Origin of the sequence: Bordetella sp. H567 (genome assembly GCF_001704295.1) — a bacterium.
Classification (GTDB): Bacteria; Pseudomonadota; Gammaproteobacteria; order Burkholderiales; family Burkholderiaceae_B; genus Bordetella_C.
This window is the reverse complement of record NZ_CP012334.1, coordinates 5,248,446-5,263,773: the sequence shown is the minus strand read 5'-3', so window position 1 is coordinate 5,263,773 and position 15,328 is coordinate 5,248,446. Positions and strand designations below refer to the sequence as shown.

17 protein-coding genes are annotated in these 15,328 nt (G+C 62.4%); 11 read left to right on the top strand and 6 right to left on the bottom strand.

The genetic code is table 11. From position 1 onward, the window contains the following. The first annotated feature begins 17 nt into the window (after positions 1-17). The 6 genes from AKI39_RS23615 (at position 18) to AKI39_RS23590 (ending at position 4,609) form a co-directional block, all read left to right on the top strand. Complete coding sequence (locus AKI39_RS23615) at positions 18-713, top strand: WbqC family protein (protein ID WP_066641503.1); 696 nt, start codon at positions 18-20, stop codon at positions 711-713. A gap of 8 nt (positions 714-721) precedes the next feature. Beyond that, positions 722-1,150 carry a GtrA family protein gene (locus AKI39_RS23610; protein ID WP_066643674.1) on the top strand — a complete coding sequence of 143 codons (429 nt, stop codon included), beginning with the start codon at positions 722-724 and terminating at the stop codon, positions 1,148-1,150. Between the two features lie 129 nt (positions 1,151-1,279). Further along, entirely contained in the window at positions 1,280-2,044 is a 765-nt protein-coding gene (locus AKI39_RS23605; RefSeq protein ID WP_066641501.1) for a class I SAM-dependent methyltransferase, read from the top strand. 85 nt (positions 2,045-2,129) lie between these two features. Beyond that, positions 2,130-3,272, top strand: coding sequence for a dTDP-4-amino-4,6-dideoxygalactose transaminase (rffA, locus tag AKI39_RS23600; protein WP_066641499.1), 1,143 nt, complete (start codon positions 2,130-2,132; stop codon positions 3,270-3,272). A 39-nt stretch (positions 3,273-3,311) separates the two neighbouring features. After that, positions 3,312-3,947, top strand: coding sequence for a class I SAM-dependent methyltransferase (locus AKI39_RS23595; RefSeq protein ID WP_066641498.1), 636 nt, complete (start codon positions 3,312-3,314; stop codon positions 3,945-3,947). Beyond that, on the top strand, positions 3,944-4,609 hold the full coding sequence (locus tag AKI39_RS23590) for an acetyltransferase (protein ID WP_066641497.1): 666 nt from the start codon (positions 3,944-3,946) through the stop codon (positions 4,607-4,609). The genes AKI39_RS23595 and AKI39_RS23590 overlap by 4 nt, the downstream gene beginning before the upstream one ends. A gap of 4 nt (positions 4,610-4,613) precedes the next feature. Here the strand turns inward: AKI39_RS23590 and AKI39_RS23585 are convergent, their stop codons facing one another. From AKI39_RS23585 to AKI39_RS23570, 5 genes are all read right to left on the bottom strand, one after another. Further along, the gene (locus AKI39_RS23585) at positions 4,614-5,537 is read right to left on the bottom strand and encodes a hypothetical protein (protein WP_066641496.1); all 924 of its coding nucleotides are present in this window, start codon (positions 5,535-5,537) and stop codon (positions 4,614-4,616) included. A gap of 29 nt (positions 5,538-5,566) precedes the next feature. Continuing rightward, positions 5,567-6,529, bottom strand: a complete 963-nt coding sequence (locus AKI39_RS23580) for a glycosyltransferase family 2 protein (protein ID WP_066641495.1) — start codon at positions 6,527-6,529, stop codon at positions 5,567-5,569. Positions 6,530-7,009: 480 nt separating this feature from the next. After that, on the bottom strand, positions 7,010-7,162 hold the full coding sequence (locus tag AKI39_RS25930) for a hypothetical protein (RefSeq protein WP_201258529.1): 153 nt from the start codon (positions 7,160-7,162) through the stop codon (positions 7,010-7,012). Then, positions 7,162-8,046, bottom strand: coding sequence for a type III pantothenate kinase (locus tag AKI39_RS25040; RefSeq protein ID WP_443103681.1), 885 nt, complete (start codon positions 8,044-8,046; stop codon positions 7,162-7,164). The genes AKI39_RS25930 and AKI39_RS25040 overlap by 1 nt, the downstream gene beginning before the upstream one ends. Before the next feature lie 206 nt (positions 8,047-8,252). Then, positions 8,253-9,137 (bottom strand): biotin--[acetyl-CoA-carboxylase] ligase, encoded by an 885-nt coding sequence (locus tag AKI39_RS23570; protein WP_066641491.1) that lies wholly within the window; start codon positions 9,135-9,137, stop codon positions 8,253-8,255. A 231-nt stretch (positions 9,138-9,368) separates the two neighbouring features. Between AKI39_RS23570 and AKI39_RS23565 the strand changes: the two genes are divergently transcribed. The 5 genes from AKI39_RS23565 to AKI39_RS23545 are packed head-to-tail and all read left to right on the top strand — an operon-like array spanning position 9,369 to position 13,874. After that, a complete protein-coding gene (locus AKI39_RS23565) occupies positions 9,369-10,505 on the top strand; it encodes an MlaE family ABC transporter permease (protein ID WP_066641489.1) in 1,137 nt (378 codons plus the stop codon). Further along, positions 10,502-11,347 (top strand): ABC transporter ATP-binding protein, encoded by an 846-nt coding sequence (locus tag AKI39_RS23560; protein WP_066641487.1) that lies wholly within the window; start codon positions 10,502-10,504, stop codon positions 11,345-11,347. The genes AKI39_RS23565 and AKI39_RS23560 overlap by 4 nt, the downstream gene beginning before the upstream one ends. Continuing rightward, a complete protein-coding gene (locus AKI39_RS23555) occupies positions 11,334-12,287 on the top strand; it encodes an MlaD family protein (RefSeq protein WP_066641475.1) in 954 nt (317 codons plus the stop codon). Before AKI39_RS23560 ends, AKI39_RS23555 begins: the two co-directional genes overlap by 14 nt. Beyond that, positions 12,284-13,210 carry an ABC-type transport auxiliary lipoprotein family protein gene (locus tag AKI39_RS23550; RefSeq protein ID WP_066641469.1) on the top strand — a complete coding sequence of 309 codons (927 nt, stop codon included), beginning with the start codon at positions 12,284-12,286 and terminating at the stop codon, positions 13,208-13,210. Before AKI39_RS23555 ends, AKI39_RS23550 begins: the two co-directional genes overlap by 4 nt. 13 nt (positions 13,211-13,223) lie before the next feature. Then, positions 13,224-13,874: an alpha/beta hydrolase gene (locus AKI39_RS23545; protein WP_066641467.1), complete on the top strand. Its 651-nt coding sequence runs from the start codon at positions 13,224-13,226 to the stop codon at positions 13,872-13,874. Here AKI39_RS23545 and AKI39_RS23540 read toward each other — a convergent pair. Further along, complete coding sequence (locus AKI39_RS23540) at positions 13,827-15,185, bottom strand: aminotransferase class III-fold pyridoxal phosphate-dependent enzyme (RefSeq protein ID WP_066641465.1); 1,359 nt, start codon at positions 15,183-15,185, stop codon at positions 13,827-13,829. The two genes, AKI39_RS23545 and AKI39_RS23540, sit on opposite strands and share 48 nt — an antisense overlap. Positions 15,186-15,328 lie beyond the last annotated feature (143 nt).

Genomic DNA, 15,328 nt, shown 5'->3' with positions numbered 1-15,328 from the left:
ATTGGAGTCTCAAGCGAATGAAGAAAGTTGCTATCGTCCAATCCAACTATATCCCGTGGAAGGGCTACTTCGACATGATCGCGGCGGTCGACGAGTTCATACTCTACGACGATATGCAATATACTCGACGGGATTGGCGCAATCGCAACCTTATCAAAACCCCTCAAGGTCCGCAGTGGCTCACCGTGCCGGTTCGCGTCAAGGGGAAATACCTTCAGAAAATCAATGAGACCGAAATCGACGGTGAGGAGTGGGCGGCGCTGCACTGGCGGTCTATCGTGCAGAACTACAAGAAGGCTGCATACTTTTCCCAAATCGCATCATGGCTCGAGCCGCTCTATATGGAAGAAAAGTACAGCCTGCTGTCGGATTTAAACCGTCGCCTGATCGTGGCGGTATGCAAATATCTGGCAATCAAAACTGAGATCACCGATTCGTCGGAATATCGCTTGGCCGAAGGCAAGACGGAGCGTCTGGTGGACATATGCCGCCAAGCCGCAGGCGCCGAGTATATCTCCGGCCCTGCGGCGAAAGACTATGTCGATGCCCGGCTGTTCGAGGCGGCGGGAATCAAACTGACATGGTTCGACTACAGCGGCTATCCCGAATATCCTCAACTTTGGGGGGATTTTTCGCACGGTGTGACCATCCTGGATTTGTTATTCAATTGCGGAGAAGAGGCTAGCCGCTATATGCGGTATGTGGGCGCATGAGTGTCGATATGTCGATATGGTCGCGCTCCGCCAATCTTCTGGCTGCCTGCTGCAAGCGGGAAACCCGTCGGCAATTGATCAAGTACGCGGCTGTAGGCCTGATGTCAAACTTGTGCGGCTACGTCGTCTACCTGTTGGCGACTTCGCTTGGGGGCACGCCGAAGCTCACCATGACGGTGCTTTATGTAGTGGCATCGACCGCCGGGTTCTTCATGAACAAAACCATGACGTTCCGGCATAAGGGCGACTTGGCCGGGGCCGCGGTGCGATACGCCGTGGCTTACGGGGGCGGGTATCTTCTCAACCTGGGGATATTGACCGTGTTCGTCGACAAATTTGGATACCCGCATCAAGCGGTTCAAGCAATCGCGATTTTGGTGGTTGCGGCATTCCTTTTCCTCGCGTTGCGGTTTTATGCCTTTGGCAGTAGCGCATAGTCCATATCGAGGGTCGCGGTGAAATATTGTTTGCAATGCGGAACGGGGCGCTCGTCCACTATCCCACGATGTCCGGCATGTGGAGATTTTCCCACGGTTATCGATGGATTTGAGGCCTATGCCGCCGAGATGACCAATACCATAGAGGGCTTCAACCCGCTGGACTTCAAAACGCTGGCAGGCCTGGAGGAAGGCAATTTCTGGTTCCGGGTCAGGAATGAATTGATAGTGTGGGCACTGAAGAAGTATCGCCCCCAGATCGGGACATACCTTGAAGTAGGGTGTGGAACCGGTTTTGTCTTGAGTGGCGTGGCCAAGGCATTCCCGCAAGCGAGCCTTCACGGTAGCGAGCTGCACACAGAAGGTTTGCGCTTCGCCGCCCAGCGCGTGCCGGCGGCCAAGTTCATGCAATTAGATGCAAGGCGCATTCCGTTCCGTGCCGAATTCGATGCCGTGGGGGCCTTTGACGTTCTGGAGCATATTAAAGAGGACGAGATCGTCCTGGACCAGTTGCGTATGTCGCTAAAGAGCGGTGGCGCACTGTTTTTGACCGTGCCGCAGCATCCCTCGTTGTGGAGCGTCACCGATACCCGGGCGTACCATGAAAGGCGTTATACCGCGGATGAGTTGCACGGCAAATTGAAGCGTGCGGGCTTCCGCATAGTAAGGAGTACGTCGTTCGTGAGTCTGCTGCTGCCGGTCATGTACGCGAGCAGGAAGAAGCCCACGACTGCCGCCCATGAAAATTTCGACCCCGCGGCCGAACTAAAGCTCAGCGCACCTTTGAACTCCACGCTCGAATGGATTTTGAAAATCGAGTTATTGGGTATCCAGGCTGGATTGAATTATCCGGTCGGAGGATCTCGCCTCGTTGTAGCGGAGAGCTTGACATAGCAGCATGAATTGTCGGCCGCTTTGGCCCGCCCATCGGACGGTACCGAAAGGGCGCATATGAAGATACTTGATACGAAGGCGATGCATGGCAAAGATCCCGTTTAATTGGCCCCATATGACAGGCAAGGAGCTGTACTACATCGCTGAAGCTCATTTCAACGGCAGTCTGGCTGGAGACGGGCCCTTTACGAAGAAGTGCCATGCATGGCTTAAGAAACGTGCCGCCAGTAGCCATGCACTCTTGACTCACTCTTGCACGGCGGCGTTGGAGATGGCGGCGCTCTTGCTCGATATCAAGCCCGGTGACGAAATAATCATGCCGTCCTATACGTTCGTCTCGACCGCGAACGCGTTTGTATTGCGCGGTGGCGTACCGGTCTTCGTCGACGTACGGGAGGACACGCTAAACCTGGACGAGACGCTGATCGAGTCTGCCATAACGTCCCGGACTCGCGCGATAGTACCGGTGCACTACGCCGGGATAGCGTGTGAGATGGACTCCATCATGGAGATTGCAGCTAAACACGATCTGCGGGTGGTGGAGGATGCTGCGCAAGGCGTGACGGCCAGCTACAAGGGTAGGGCCCTCGGTGGCATCGGGCATTTGGGCGCGTATAGCTTCCACGAGACAAAGAACGTTATTTCCGGGGAAGGCGGCGCATTACTGGTTAACGATCCAGGCCTGGCGCTGCGAGCCGAAATCATTCGTGAGAAGGGAACGGATAGGAGTCGCTTCTTCCGCGGTGAAGTCGATAAATATACCTGGCAGGACGTGGGATCTTCGTTCCTTCCTGGAGAGCTTATTGCTGCTTTTCTCTGGGCGCAACTGGAGGACGCGGAAGCGATTCTGGCACAACGGCTCGAGAGCTGGCAGTTCTACCATACCCTGCTCGAACCCCTGGAGGAGAAGGGGCTGCTGCGTCGGCCTGTCGTGCCAGATGATTGCCAGCATAACGGCCACCTTTATTATGTCCTGCTGCCTGAGTCGGCGAATCGGGAAAGTGTGTTGGCCGAACTGAAGCGGCAGGAGGTTAATGCGGTCTTTCACTATATCCCATTGCACTCTTCACCGGCCGGACGGCGATATGGACGCGCGCACGGCGCTCTTGAGGTGACAGACCGTCAATCCAACCGGTTGGTAAGATTGCCCTTGTGGATCGGGCTGTCGCAGGCCCAGCAGGAAAAGGTAGCGGATGTCTTGCAAAAATGCTTGACGGACGTGCGCTGATCGCATGGGCATGTAGCTCCGTACCCCATAAGGAAAAGCATGGAAAAGAATAGACCGGGCCTGCTCGAGGATGTCGCCCGCTATTATTCCGCAAAGCTGGCGGAACACGGGGAGACGCCACGGGGCGTCGATTGGAACGGGGAAGAGAGCCAACGCCGTCGGTTTGAGCAGCTCTGCAAGCTGATCGAAGCGCCGAACGACTTCTCGATTAATGACGTCGGTTGCGGCTATGGCGCGCTTTGTGACTACCTGAAGGAGCACTTCGGAGCCTTCCGTTATCACGGGATCGACGTGTCGGAGGATATGACGGAGGCAGGCAGACGCCGTTTCGCTGGAACGCCCAACGTCGCCTTCACGACCGCGGCTCGCCCAGACCAAGTAGCGGATTTCGGCGTCGCGAGCGGAATATTCAACGTGCGCATGGGCCGCGGCGACCTGGAATGGACGGACTATCTGCGTGACACGCTCGACGTCTTGAACGAAACCAGCCGCCGTGGTTTCGGGTTCAACTGTTTAACGTCGTATTCCGATCCGGAGAAGATGCGCGATGAACTGTATTACGCCGATCCGTGCGTACTCTTCGACCTGTGCAAACGCAGGTATTCACGCCATGTGGCCTTGCTTCACGACTACGGTCTCTACGAATTCACCATCTTGGTGAGGAACGATAAATGACCACGAAGCTCGTTATCTTCGGGACTGGAGATATTGCCCAATTGGCGCACTATTATTTCTCGACGCAGCCAGAATGGGAGATCGTGGCTTTCACCGTGGACGCGGCCTATGTGACGGATGAGACGTTCTGCAGCCTGCCGGTCGTGCCGTTCGATGACGTGACCAGGGTATATCCCCCTGACACCCATCAGATGTTCATAGCCCTGAGCTATTCAAAGCTGAACGCCCTGAGACGTGATAAATATATCGCCGCGAAGGAGCTGGGCTACAGCATGGCGAGCTTCATCAGTCCGAAGGCCACTATCCTGAACGGAGGGGCCATCGGGGACAACTGTTTCATCCTCGAGGACAACACGGTACAACCCTTCGCTCGGATAGGAAACAACGTCACCCTCTGGAGCGGAAATCATATCGGCCATCATTCAGTGATCGGCGATCATACATTTATCGCGTCGCATGTAGTCATTTCAGGGGGCGTGGAAGTCGGCGAACGCTGCTTCATCGGCGTCAACGCGACATTGCGGGATCACATCAAGGTGGAAAACCTCTGCGTCATTGGCGCGGGGGCGCTGCTTCTGGCTGACGCAGCCGCGGAGGGAGTCTATCTGGGGAGTGCCACTGAGCGATCCAGAGTGCCCAGTACTCGCTTGCGGAAAATTTGAGCTGCTATCGCTCTCCCGCCATCACGGCCAGGCCGAAGCCCGTTTTCCCATAACTGTTGCCGTTGTAAAGCATGTAGCGGACGCCCAGGTGGTCGAATACGCAGGGGTATTCGATCATCTCGGAATCCCAGCCGGAGGCTGAAACGTCGATGCCTGCATTTTCCAGGTCCAGACGCCAAAGATGGCCATCCGCGCTTTCCGCATAGCCAATGCGATACTTAGTGTTCGGTCCGCGATAAGAGAACCACATCTGGTAGCCCCCATTTTCGGTTCTTGCCACGGTGGGGCGCGAAAATGCCTGCGCAATACCTAAAGAATGCGGAACGGCAGCCCCCTTGCGCGCCCAATCATGTCCATTGACGGAGGTCGCCAGATGAATGACATGCAGCATTTCCCCGTTTCCGGCGTCCCATGTCAGAGTCGAACCGTACAACATCAGGTAGTTGCCTTCGTCGTCCGTGGTCACCCATGGGTACGATAGGCTGATCGGATCCGTTGGGTCAGACCCCAAGAAAGGGCTATTGCTTTCAAGGGTCAGCCCCAGATCGGTATCCAATACTAGCCTGCCAATGTCTCCGCGGAACTGCCCGCCAAGCGGGGTTTGCCACCCCATAAAGAGCATGTACTGCAGTCCGGACACCGTGTAGCAGCCACCGATGCTCACGCCATCCGCGTAGAAACTTCCCGGCGGGCCATATTCGAAGATCGGCTCAAAATGGTCTCTTACGACTGTCCGGGAAACAATATCGATGTCCACTGCACCTATGGATGAGCGGTTCGAGGCATCCCTGCCACAGAAGAAAATACGGTAAATATCGCCTTCCAGGAGAATTGGAAGCGGATTCGCCGCGTGAGTCACCAGCTTGGGATGCCTTCCCGCGGTCGCCGGGCAGTAAATCTGCCCCAATTTCTTCCAGCATTGCTTCATATTTTCCTCCGTAGCTCCGAGTCCCCGCGCTATTGCTGCCGCGGCGTCACTTCATTTAGGTCCAGGCTTTGGTGCGATTTGTATATTTGCCGAACGATCGTATACGGCCGTTGCTTGACCTCTGAAAATATCTTGGCGATATAGATGCCCTGCATTCCAACAAAAAAAATGATAAGCCCGGAAAAGAGCCAGATGGATGCGATGATGGAGGTGTATCCACCGGGAGGGGTCGATACGAAAAAGTATAAGAATGCTAGATAGGCGATGAAGGCCGTGGCGGAAAGTGAAATAAGAAGACCGGCGTAAAATGTCAGTACCAGGGGAAGGCTGCTAAACGAGGTCACGGCATTGACCAGGTGACTGAATTTTTTGCGCAGCGTATAAGTAGTGGGACTGGTGGAGTGCTTGGTGATGTATCGCTGGGATTGCTTGAATCCGGTGATAACCCAGAGCCCGCCGATGTTCAGTTCGCGCTCGCGATGGGAGACCAGAGCATTGACGTATCGTCGTGTCATCAATCTGGCCGTGACGATGTTGTCAGGCTGCGCGATACCAGTCAGGAAACGAAAAGCTTTATAGAATATTCCACCCGTTATACGCTCGAAGCTCCCGCCCCTGCGCCGCATTTGCACGCCATAGACGACATCGCTCCCTTCTTCGCGCATCTTGCGCTCGAAGTCCAGCAGCCATTCGGGCTCTTCCTCTAGATCGCTGTCTATCAGGAAGACTTGGTCTCCGCTCGCTGCCGCCAGCCCGGTCATCATGGCTTTGTGGTGCCCGAAGTTCCTTGACAGGTCAATCACTGTCAAGTGAGCGTAACGCTCCGTAAGCGCAATGGCGGAATCCAGGCTATTGTCGGGCGACCCGTCGTTCACCAATATGATTTCATAGTCATCGCCAGCCAGGCTGGATGCAACGGTCATCGCCCGGCGGTGAAATTCCTGGAGGTATTCTTCGGATTTATAGAGGGTCGCGACAATCGAAAGCCTCATTGGAAGCGCTACCTTATGAACAGAACTTGCGGGGCGACCGGCGAAATTGCGCCAGATTGCATATTTCGAAATGGTCCGCATCCGCACAGGGCGTGGCTGGAAAGACAAACCCGAAACCCGGGAGTCGTTCGCCCTGTTCTGCATTGCTGCACAGGCGGCAAATCGGTGCGACGAGGTTGCGGGCCGCGCTAGTCGGCCGCCAGTATACTGTTTCTCTGAACGAGCTCGAACTTGAGCGCCGTCGATGATGACGTTCGAGCATCACGGGGGATTGGCTGCGTCGAAGCAGAGCGAAATATGCCGCGGCGTCGTGACCGGCTGAATATGCTTCCTTACATCAGGCTCGATAAACCCGAGTATTGGCACCGGGTCGCTTGATGCGGCCGGGGCATCCATGCCCATTCAGCGGCCGGGACGAAGGATCTTCAGCTATTAGGATCCCCGAGCCGGCGTATGCGGCTTGTTAGGTTGGGAAAGAACTCACTTTCCTATCATGACCTTATCCGCATTCAGCTGTTGCTGCTGCTTGATGGGCTCTCGCCCCTCGTCTTCCGGCTGCACTCCAAGCCAGCCCTGGCCCACGCCATAGACGACGATATTCGCCAGCACAATAAGAATGAAGAGTATGCGCATTAGGTCTGGCCCAGATTGATGGTGGCGGCGATACGTACCAAGCCATGCAGAACAGGATTTTCGATTATGTGGATAGGCGGCGGCAAGCGCCCCATCGCGGCCGCCGTATCGGTCAGCAAACGGCGGGTCTCCGGTTCAACTTCCTGCCAGCCACCGCCGGCGACATAGATGTGAGGCGCATCGCCATAGCGGCGCAAGCCGGCCAGCCATTGTCGCAGCACGGCGCCGGCCTGCGCGGCGGCGACGCCCGAGGCAATCGCGTGCTGAGTATCGGTGGGGTAGACCACCGCATCGCCATCGGCCAGAGGCAGGTTGGCGGTACCGGATGCGAGGGATCGGCGCATCATTGCGGGACCGGGCAGGATCAAGCCGCCTTCGAAGACGTTCTCGCCGCTCACGGTATCCAGTGTCGTCGCTGTACCGAAACTGGCGAGTAGAAAGGGTGCAAGGGCGCCAGCTGGACTGGGGCCTGCCGTGCGTTGGCGAGCGTGGTCCGATCTGGCGCCCGTCGCCGATCCAGGTCTCGACTCCGATGAACGGAATGCGCAGGAGGACGCATGCATTACGGCATCGCGCCTGGCCAGCACACCCAGCATCGATACCCATCGATCGGCGCCCAGCTGCTCCGGCCTCGTATAGCGTGACGTCAGGCCATAGGCCTGCGCCTGCGGCGCGATCCAACGAATGGGACAGCGGATCTCTGCAAATGCTGCTTCGATAATGGCGGCGCGCGCCTCGCCAGCAACGTTGGTTCCGAGCGCCGCCACAGGCGGGCCGGGCAGCGCGGCAAGCCAGTCCTTCAAGCTCTGGACATCGTCCTGGTCCAAGACGGATGCCTGAAGGTCTCCACTCCAATTGCCGCGGCCGGTGCCAACACCCCCAATGCATGCGCCGACCTTCCCATCGTGAGCCGAATCCGTCGTGACGACAGGCTCGTCAAGGTCATCGACATCGCTCAATCCACCATCGGCGGCATGCGAGGAGCGGTCACCGGCATTGCGGTCCGGTGCGGAACCCGTGTCCCTGGCTCTGTCGCCGATCACCCCGACCTTCAGCCGAGTATTCCCCGAATCGATCAATACGATGGTGTTCATGCTGGCCGCACCGAAATCTCGCCGACCGAAACCGGCAGTTCTCCTTCCCAGGTGCGGATCCGCAGACGCCCTTGCGCGTCCACGCCGCAACCCAGCCCGTGATGCAGCACACTGCCCTTGTCCAGCACCTGGATATCCCGTCCTTCCAGCGCGTCCAGCCGCCTGAAACGCCCGACGAAGCCCGCGAATCCATCGCGTTCGACATCGGCCAGCGCATCGCGCCACGCCAAGGCGACCGCACACACGATATCGCTCAGCGCCGCGCCGCAATTCGTCATGGACCAGTCCGCGACCTGGCGCTCCAGCGCATGGGACAACGCGTCGCCGTCGCGCAGGTTCATGCCCATGCCGATCACGACGGTGTGGCTGGCGGTCCGGTCGGCCAGGTTGCGCGTGGTTTCGACCAGCACGCCCGCGAGTTTGGCATCGCCCCACTGCACGTCGTTGGGCCATTTGACGCAGAGGCGTTCGCCGGCGGTCCCGGCGATGCCGCGCAGGGCCTCACAAGCGACCAGGCCAGCCAGCGGGGAGAGCACCGGCAGGCTTGCAGGCGGCAGCATCGTATCGAAAGCGCAGGAGAACATCAGGGCGGCGCCTGGACGGTTCTGCCACGCACGGCCGGCGCGGCCGCGGCCGGTCTGCTGCAGGTGTGCGCCCAGCAGCCACGGCTTGGGCGAGCCGGCCCCTTCGCTGGCCGCGCTGACCGCACCCAACGTGGCGCTGGCGCGTGCCCGTGCGCGCGCCAGCAGATCGGCATTGGTCGACCCCGTCTGGGCCACCCAATCAACCCGCCCGAAGGGCGCGGAAAGCCCGTCCATCAACCGCGCGCGCAGGGCGGCGGCCAAGTGATCTGGCGTGGGAAGTTCGGGTAGATCCGGCATGGGAAGAGGCGGTTGCCGCAAGCCGCGCGGGCTTTCGACGGAAAAGTGGCAGTGGCGATCATGGGATTTTATAGTTAGCCGTGTCCTTAGCCTGGCAACCGTGTCCCGGACCGGCAACGGCGATCCCCGCTCCGACAGCCACCGTCCCCGTCCTGACACGCTACTCCGCGTATCATTACCCCTGTTCGCGCCCACGAGGGCCGGCGCCAGACCGGCACTACCGATCCGTCCATGGTCCAGACCATCTCGAACCTGCCATCCGCCGCCGCGCCGCCTTTCCGGCTTGCCGGCGACGTTTGCTATGTGAGCGGCGACTGGAGCGTCCACGCCCTGGCGCGTCCCGGCGAGGTGCAGGCGCGCTGCCACGCCCTGGAGCAGGCCGCGCGCGACGCCCGCTGGGACCTGACCGGCATCGTGCGCCTGGACACCGTGGGCGCCAACCTGATCTGGCATGCCTGGGGCGACCGGATTCCCGAGCGCCTGCGCGTCTCTGGGCCGCTGAAGGAGGTCTTCGACGCCCTGGCTGCCCATCCACACGAGGTTGTCGCGCCGCCCCCGCCGCCCGCGGATCGCTGGGGTGCCGTGACGAAGCTGGGCGAGGCCATCCTGGTGGGCGCGCGGCACGGCTACGCCATGATCATCATGCTGGGCCAGCTGATATTGGACCTGGGCACCATGATCCGCTATCCGGCACGCGTGCCGTGGCGGGAGATCTCGGCGCAAATCTACCGGGCCGGCGCGCAGGCGCTGGGCATTACGGCGCTGGTGGGTTTCCTGATCGGCGTGGTGATTTCCTATCTTTCGTCGCAGCAGCTATCGGCTTACGGCGCCGACCGCTTCATCGTGCGGTTGCTGGGTACTTCCATCGTCCGCGAGCTGGGGCCGGTGCTGGCGGCCATCCTGGTGGCGGGGCGTTCGGGGTCGGCCTTCACGGCGCAGATCGGCGTGATGCGCGTCACGCAAGAGCTGGACGCCATGGCGGTCATGGGTATCTCATACAGCCAGCGACTGATCCTGCCGCGCGTGGTCGCGTTGGCCGTGTCGATGCCGCTGCTGGTGGTCTGGACGGATGCGCTGGCGCTGCTGGGCGGCATGCTGGCCGCGCGCGCCCAACTGGGCGTGTCCCTGGCCTGGTTCCTGGATACGCTGCCGACGGCGGTGACGCTGTCGAACTACGCCATCGGCCTGGCCAAGGGCGCCACCTTCGGCGTCGTGATCGCGCTGGTGGCCTGCTATTTCGGCCTGAACATCGAGCCGAATACGGAAAGCCTGGGGCGCCGCACGACGACGTCCGTGGTGACGTCGATCACCGGTGTGATCCTGGTCGATGCCTTGTACGCAGTCATGCTGAGCGGGGTGCCTTTATGAAGGACGATGTCAGTCAACAGCGGCATTTGTTCACCGACGACGCGCTGACCGTGGCGCCCATTATTTCCGTGGTGGGACTGAAGACGGCGTTCGGCGACCATGTCGTGCACGAAAACCTCGACCTGACCGTGTATCCCGGCGAAATCCTGTCGCTGGTGGGGGGGTCCGGCTCGGGCAAGACGACGCTGCTGCGGCAGATCATGGGGCTGGACGCGCCGGCGGCCGGCACGGTGACCGTGCTGGGAATGCCGGTGTCGGAAATGAGCTCCTACGAGTGCGGCCGGCTGGCGCGGCGATGGGGCGTGCTGTTCCAGGCGGGCGCGCTGTTTTCCGCGCTGTCGGTGTTCGACAATGTCGCCTTGCCCTTGCGCGAGCTGCGCACGATCCCGGAAACGCTGGTGCAGGACGTGGTGATGTGCCGCCTCGAAATGGTCGGCCTGTCGGCCGACGACGCGCACAAGCGGCCCGCCGACCTGTCGGGCGGGATGATCAAGCGCGTCGCGCTGGCGCGCGCGCTGTCGCTCGATCCCCAGCTGCTGTTCCTGGATGAGCCCACCGCGGGCCTGGACCCGCAGCGGTCCGACGAGTTCGTCGACCTGGTTCGCAACCTGCACCGGCAGCTGCATTTCACCGTACTCATGGTCACGCACGATCTGGACACCCTGGTGGAATTGTCCTCGCGCGTCGCGGTGCTGGCCGACAAGCGCGTCATCGCCTGCGATACGCTGCCGGAGATCCTGAACGTGGATCATCCCTTCATTCATACTTTCTTCCTGGGCGAACGCGGCCGGCGCGCCCTTGGCGATCTGGCTCCAAAGGAGTTGATGTATGGAAAGCCGTAGCCATGCGCTGCTGGCGGGTGCGTTTACGCTGGTGCTGCTGGCGGCCGTGGTCCTGATCGCCCTGGCGATCAACCACGATCGCGCTACCTTGACCGAGTACGAGATCGTTTCCAATACCGCCGTGAGCGGCCTGTCGCAGCAATCGCCCGTCCGCTATCAAGGCGTGCCGGTGGGCAAGGTGCAGTCGCTGGGCTTCGATCCCGACGTGCCGGGGCGCGTGCACATCCGCATCGGCGTGGCGCCCAGTACGCCCATCACGTCGGCGACTTGGGCGGAACTGGGCGTGCAGGGCATCACGGGCCTGTCCAATGTCGATCTGCGCGACGATGGCAGTTCGCACGTGCGGCTGACGCGGCAAGGCGACGCCTTGCCCGTGATTCCCTTGCGCCCCGGCTTGTTCGAGCGGCTGACGCTGGGAGGTGGAAACATCGTCGGCAACCTGGAAAAAATATCCGGCCAGCTGGCGGTCCTGCTCAGCGACCAGAACGTGCAGGCCCTGCAGTCGGCCCTGCGGGACGCCGCCACGGTGTCGGCGTCGCTGAAGGACGCCAGCGCGCAGTTGCGGCCCTTGGTCGCCAAGGTCGGGCCGCTGATCGACAACCTGGCCGAGACCTCGCGGCAGGCGCAGGGCGCGGCGCGTGACATCTCCGCGCTGGCGCAGCAGGCGCGCGTGGCGGTGGCGCGACTGGATGCGCCCGACGGACCGCTGGTGATGGCCACGCGCAGCCTGCGTGAAATCGCCTATGCCGCTTCGCGGCTGTCCACCGAGACCCTGCCGGCGGTCAGCGGCATGGCGAACCAGGTCAACGCCACGGCGCGCGGCGTGTCCGCGACCGTGCGCCGGGTCGGCGATACGCCGCAATCCATCATCTTCGGCGCGCCGCCGCCGCGGCCCGGGCCGGGCGAAGCCGGCTTCGAGGGATTCGGGAGAGGACAATGAACGAGCGCATGACCGGACACGCGCCCCGGCGGGGCAGGTGGCACACGCTGCCGGTGATGCTGGGCCTGGCCGTGGCCCTGAGCGGATGCGGCCTGGGCCGCACGAGCCCTCCCGCCCAGCTGTTCGACCTGGGCCCGGGACCGGGCATGGCGTCGACGCCGGCAGCCGACGAGGCGGCCGCGCCCACGCCGTCCGGTACATCGGGTTCGCGCGGGGCAACGGGGGCATCCCGCCACCCGGGATCGCCTGGCGCATCGGGCTCGGCCAGCGCATCTGGTTCGCCGGACGCCTTCCCATCGGCCGCGACCGGGCTCGGCGCGCGACGCGAACCCGTGGCGGTCAACTTTTCGGCGGCGCAGATGCTCACCGACACCGGCGTCATCTGGCGCGTCGGCGACAGCGCCAGTCCGCATTCCTATGCAACGTATCGCTGGGCCGCGCCGCCGTCGCAACTGGTGCAGCAGCGAGTGATCGACCGGCTGTCCGCGGCGGGGCCGGTGGTGCAGGATGGCGTCGACCCGCGCGCGCCCGTGCTGCAGGTCACGCTGACGCGTTTCGAACAGGTCTACACGCCGGACGGCAAGTCCAGTTCCGGCCAGGTCGCGCTGCAGGCGGTGCTGGTGCGCGATCGACGCGTGGTCGATTCGGTCCGGCTAGCCCACGGCGCCCCGGCGCCCAGCCTGGACGCCCAGGGCGGTGTGGTGGCGCTGCGCGCGGCGACGGACATGACCGCCGACGATCTGGCCGCCTGGCTGGATCGCAGCCTGGCGGCATCGGCGTCCACGTCCACATCGGCTTCGAGCGGGGCACCGACACCGACACCGGCATCGAGCCGCGCCTCGGCCCGGAGCCCGGCATCGGCATCGACGATCCATCGGCCGGCCGCCGACCCCGCCGGTTTAACATTGCGCTCTTCGCCCTGACGAGTACTTCGCAATGCCCGCCCGTACCGAGATTGTTGAGTTCAACGGCCTGGCCGGCCGCATCGACTGCGCCGTGGACTGGCCCGACGACGCTCCGCGCGGCTGGGCGCTGTGCCTGCATCCCCACCCCCTGCACGAAGGCACGCGCGACAACAAGGTCGTGACGACGATCGCACGTGCTTGCGTGCAGCAAGGGCTGGTGGCGCTGCGGCCGGATTTTCGCGGCGTGCGCGGATCGGCGGGTGTCTTCGACAAGGCGCGGGGCGAGACAGAAGACATGCGCGAACTGGTCGCGCAATGGCTGGAGCGACAGCCGGAACTCGCCGGCACGCCCTGGGTGCTGGCCGGCTTTTCCTTTGGCACCGCGGTCGCGGCGCAGCTGGACGCCACGCTGGCCGATGCCGGCATGGACCGGCCCGCCGCGCTGGTGCTGGCGGGCACCGCCGTGTGGCGCTTCCAGTTTCGCGACGTCGCGCTGCCGGACGATACCTTGATCGTCCACGGCGAGCACGACGAAGTGGTGCCCTTGGGGGAATTGTTCGACTGGACGCGCGAACGTTCGGTGCCGGTGGTGGTCATCCCCGGCGCCACGCATTTCTTCCACGGCAAGCTGCTGCTATTGCGGCAGCTGGTCCTCACCCGCCTGTCGCGCGTCTTGCCCTGAGGTTTTCCACGCGCCAGACGCGCCCGTGATCTCGCGCAGCACGCGGTCAAGGATGTCCATGCCTTCATCGACCTGCGTTTCGGTGCTGACCATGGGAGGGGCCACGCGTATGATGCGGCCCGATGCGTCGCGGGTGGGATCCTGCAGCAGCAGGCCCTTGTGGCGGCATGCATGCACGAGGGCCTGGCTAAGGCCGCGCGCGGGAATGTTTCCCGCCCCTTCGGGCGACAATTCGATGGCGTACATCGCGCCACGGCCGTGGACAGCGCCGATCAGCGGTGTGTCGGCCGCCATCGCGCCCAACCGCATGTTCAGGTATTCGCCCATTGCCGCGGCGCGCGAGACCAGTTCTTCTTCCCGCACGATATCGATGGTGGTCAGGGCCGCGGTGCACGCCACGGGGTCGTGCCATTCGACGGACGGCAGCCGGCAGTTTGCGGCCGACGCCTGATCCGCGATGTCCGGCGCGGTACATACCGCATCGATGGACTGGCCGGCGCCGAAGCGCGCCGATACGATAAGGATGTCCGGCACGACGTCGTCATGCTGGTAGCCCCACATGCGTCCTGTCTTGCCGTACCCCGTCGCGCTTTCATCGATGATCAGCAACATGCCGTACTGGTGGCAAAGCCGGCGCATCGCGCGGGTCCAGCCTGCGCCGGGGCCGAAGGCGCCACCGGCAGACGGCGTCATGAGCAGGGCGGCGGGCCGCTGTTCGCACGCGCGCAGCGCGGCTTCGAAGGCGGCCCACGGGCAGGGCTGGCCGCACTCCTGCGCGCCACAGGAGCAATGCGAAGGATCGGGGCAATCGCGATCCCCGCTGTTCGCGGCGTTCCTCGTGATGAGCGCCGCGCCTTGCCCCGATGCGGCCGCCGCCAGATACTGGAAGCACAGCGTGCCGTCATGCGTGGCCGATACGGTGAGTACATCGGCGCCCCCCGTGACCGCGCGTGCAATGCCGGCGGCGACACGCGGGGCCTCGCCCTGCGATACGAACATCGATTTCTGCAGCGGTGCAGTCAGGATTTCGCCGAACCGGCAATGCAGCTGCAAGGCGTCGGGATCCAGGAAGCTGTCCTGGCCTATGGCATGCAGCCGGCGCCTGACCGCTTCGACATAGCGGGGATGGTTGTGGCCCAGGATCGCGCCCGTGGGGTTGGCGCCGAAGTCCAGGTAGCGGCCGCCGTCCGTGTCGTGGACGATCGGCCCCTGTGCGTGCGCGATGGCGGGACGCAATGGCCAGCGGGATTGGCCCGACAGGTTCGGTATCGTCCAACGATCGACGGTTTCCTGCACCTCGTACGCGTCCATAGGGCCCCTCCTCGGTCAGGTCCCGGTGGGTTATGCATCCTTGTCTGCGCAATCGTACAAACAAATCCCTTCAGCGTCCTTTCAGGACAAACCCGCAGCGTCGTCGGGCAGGAGCGCGTCCATCATCAGCAACGCGGGCAGGG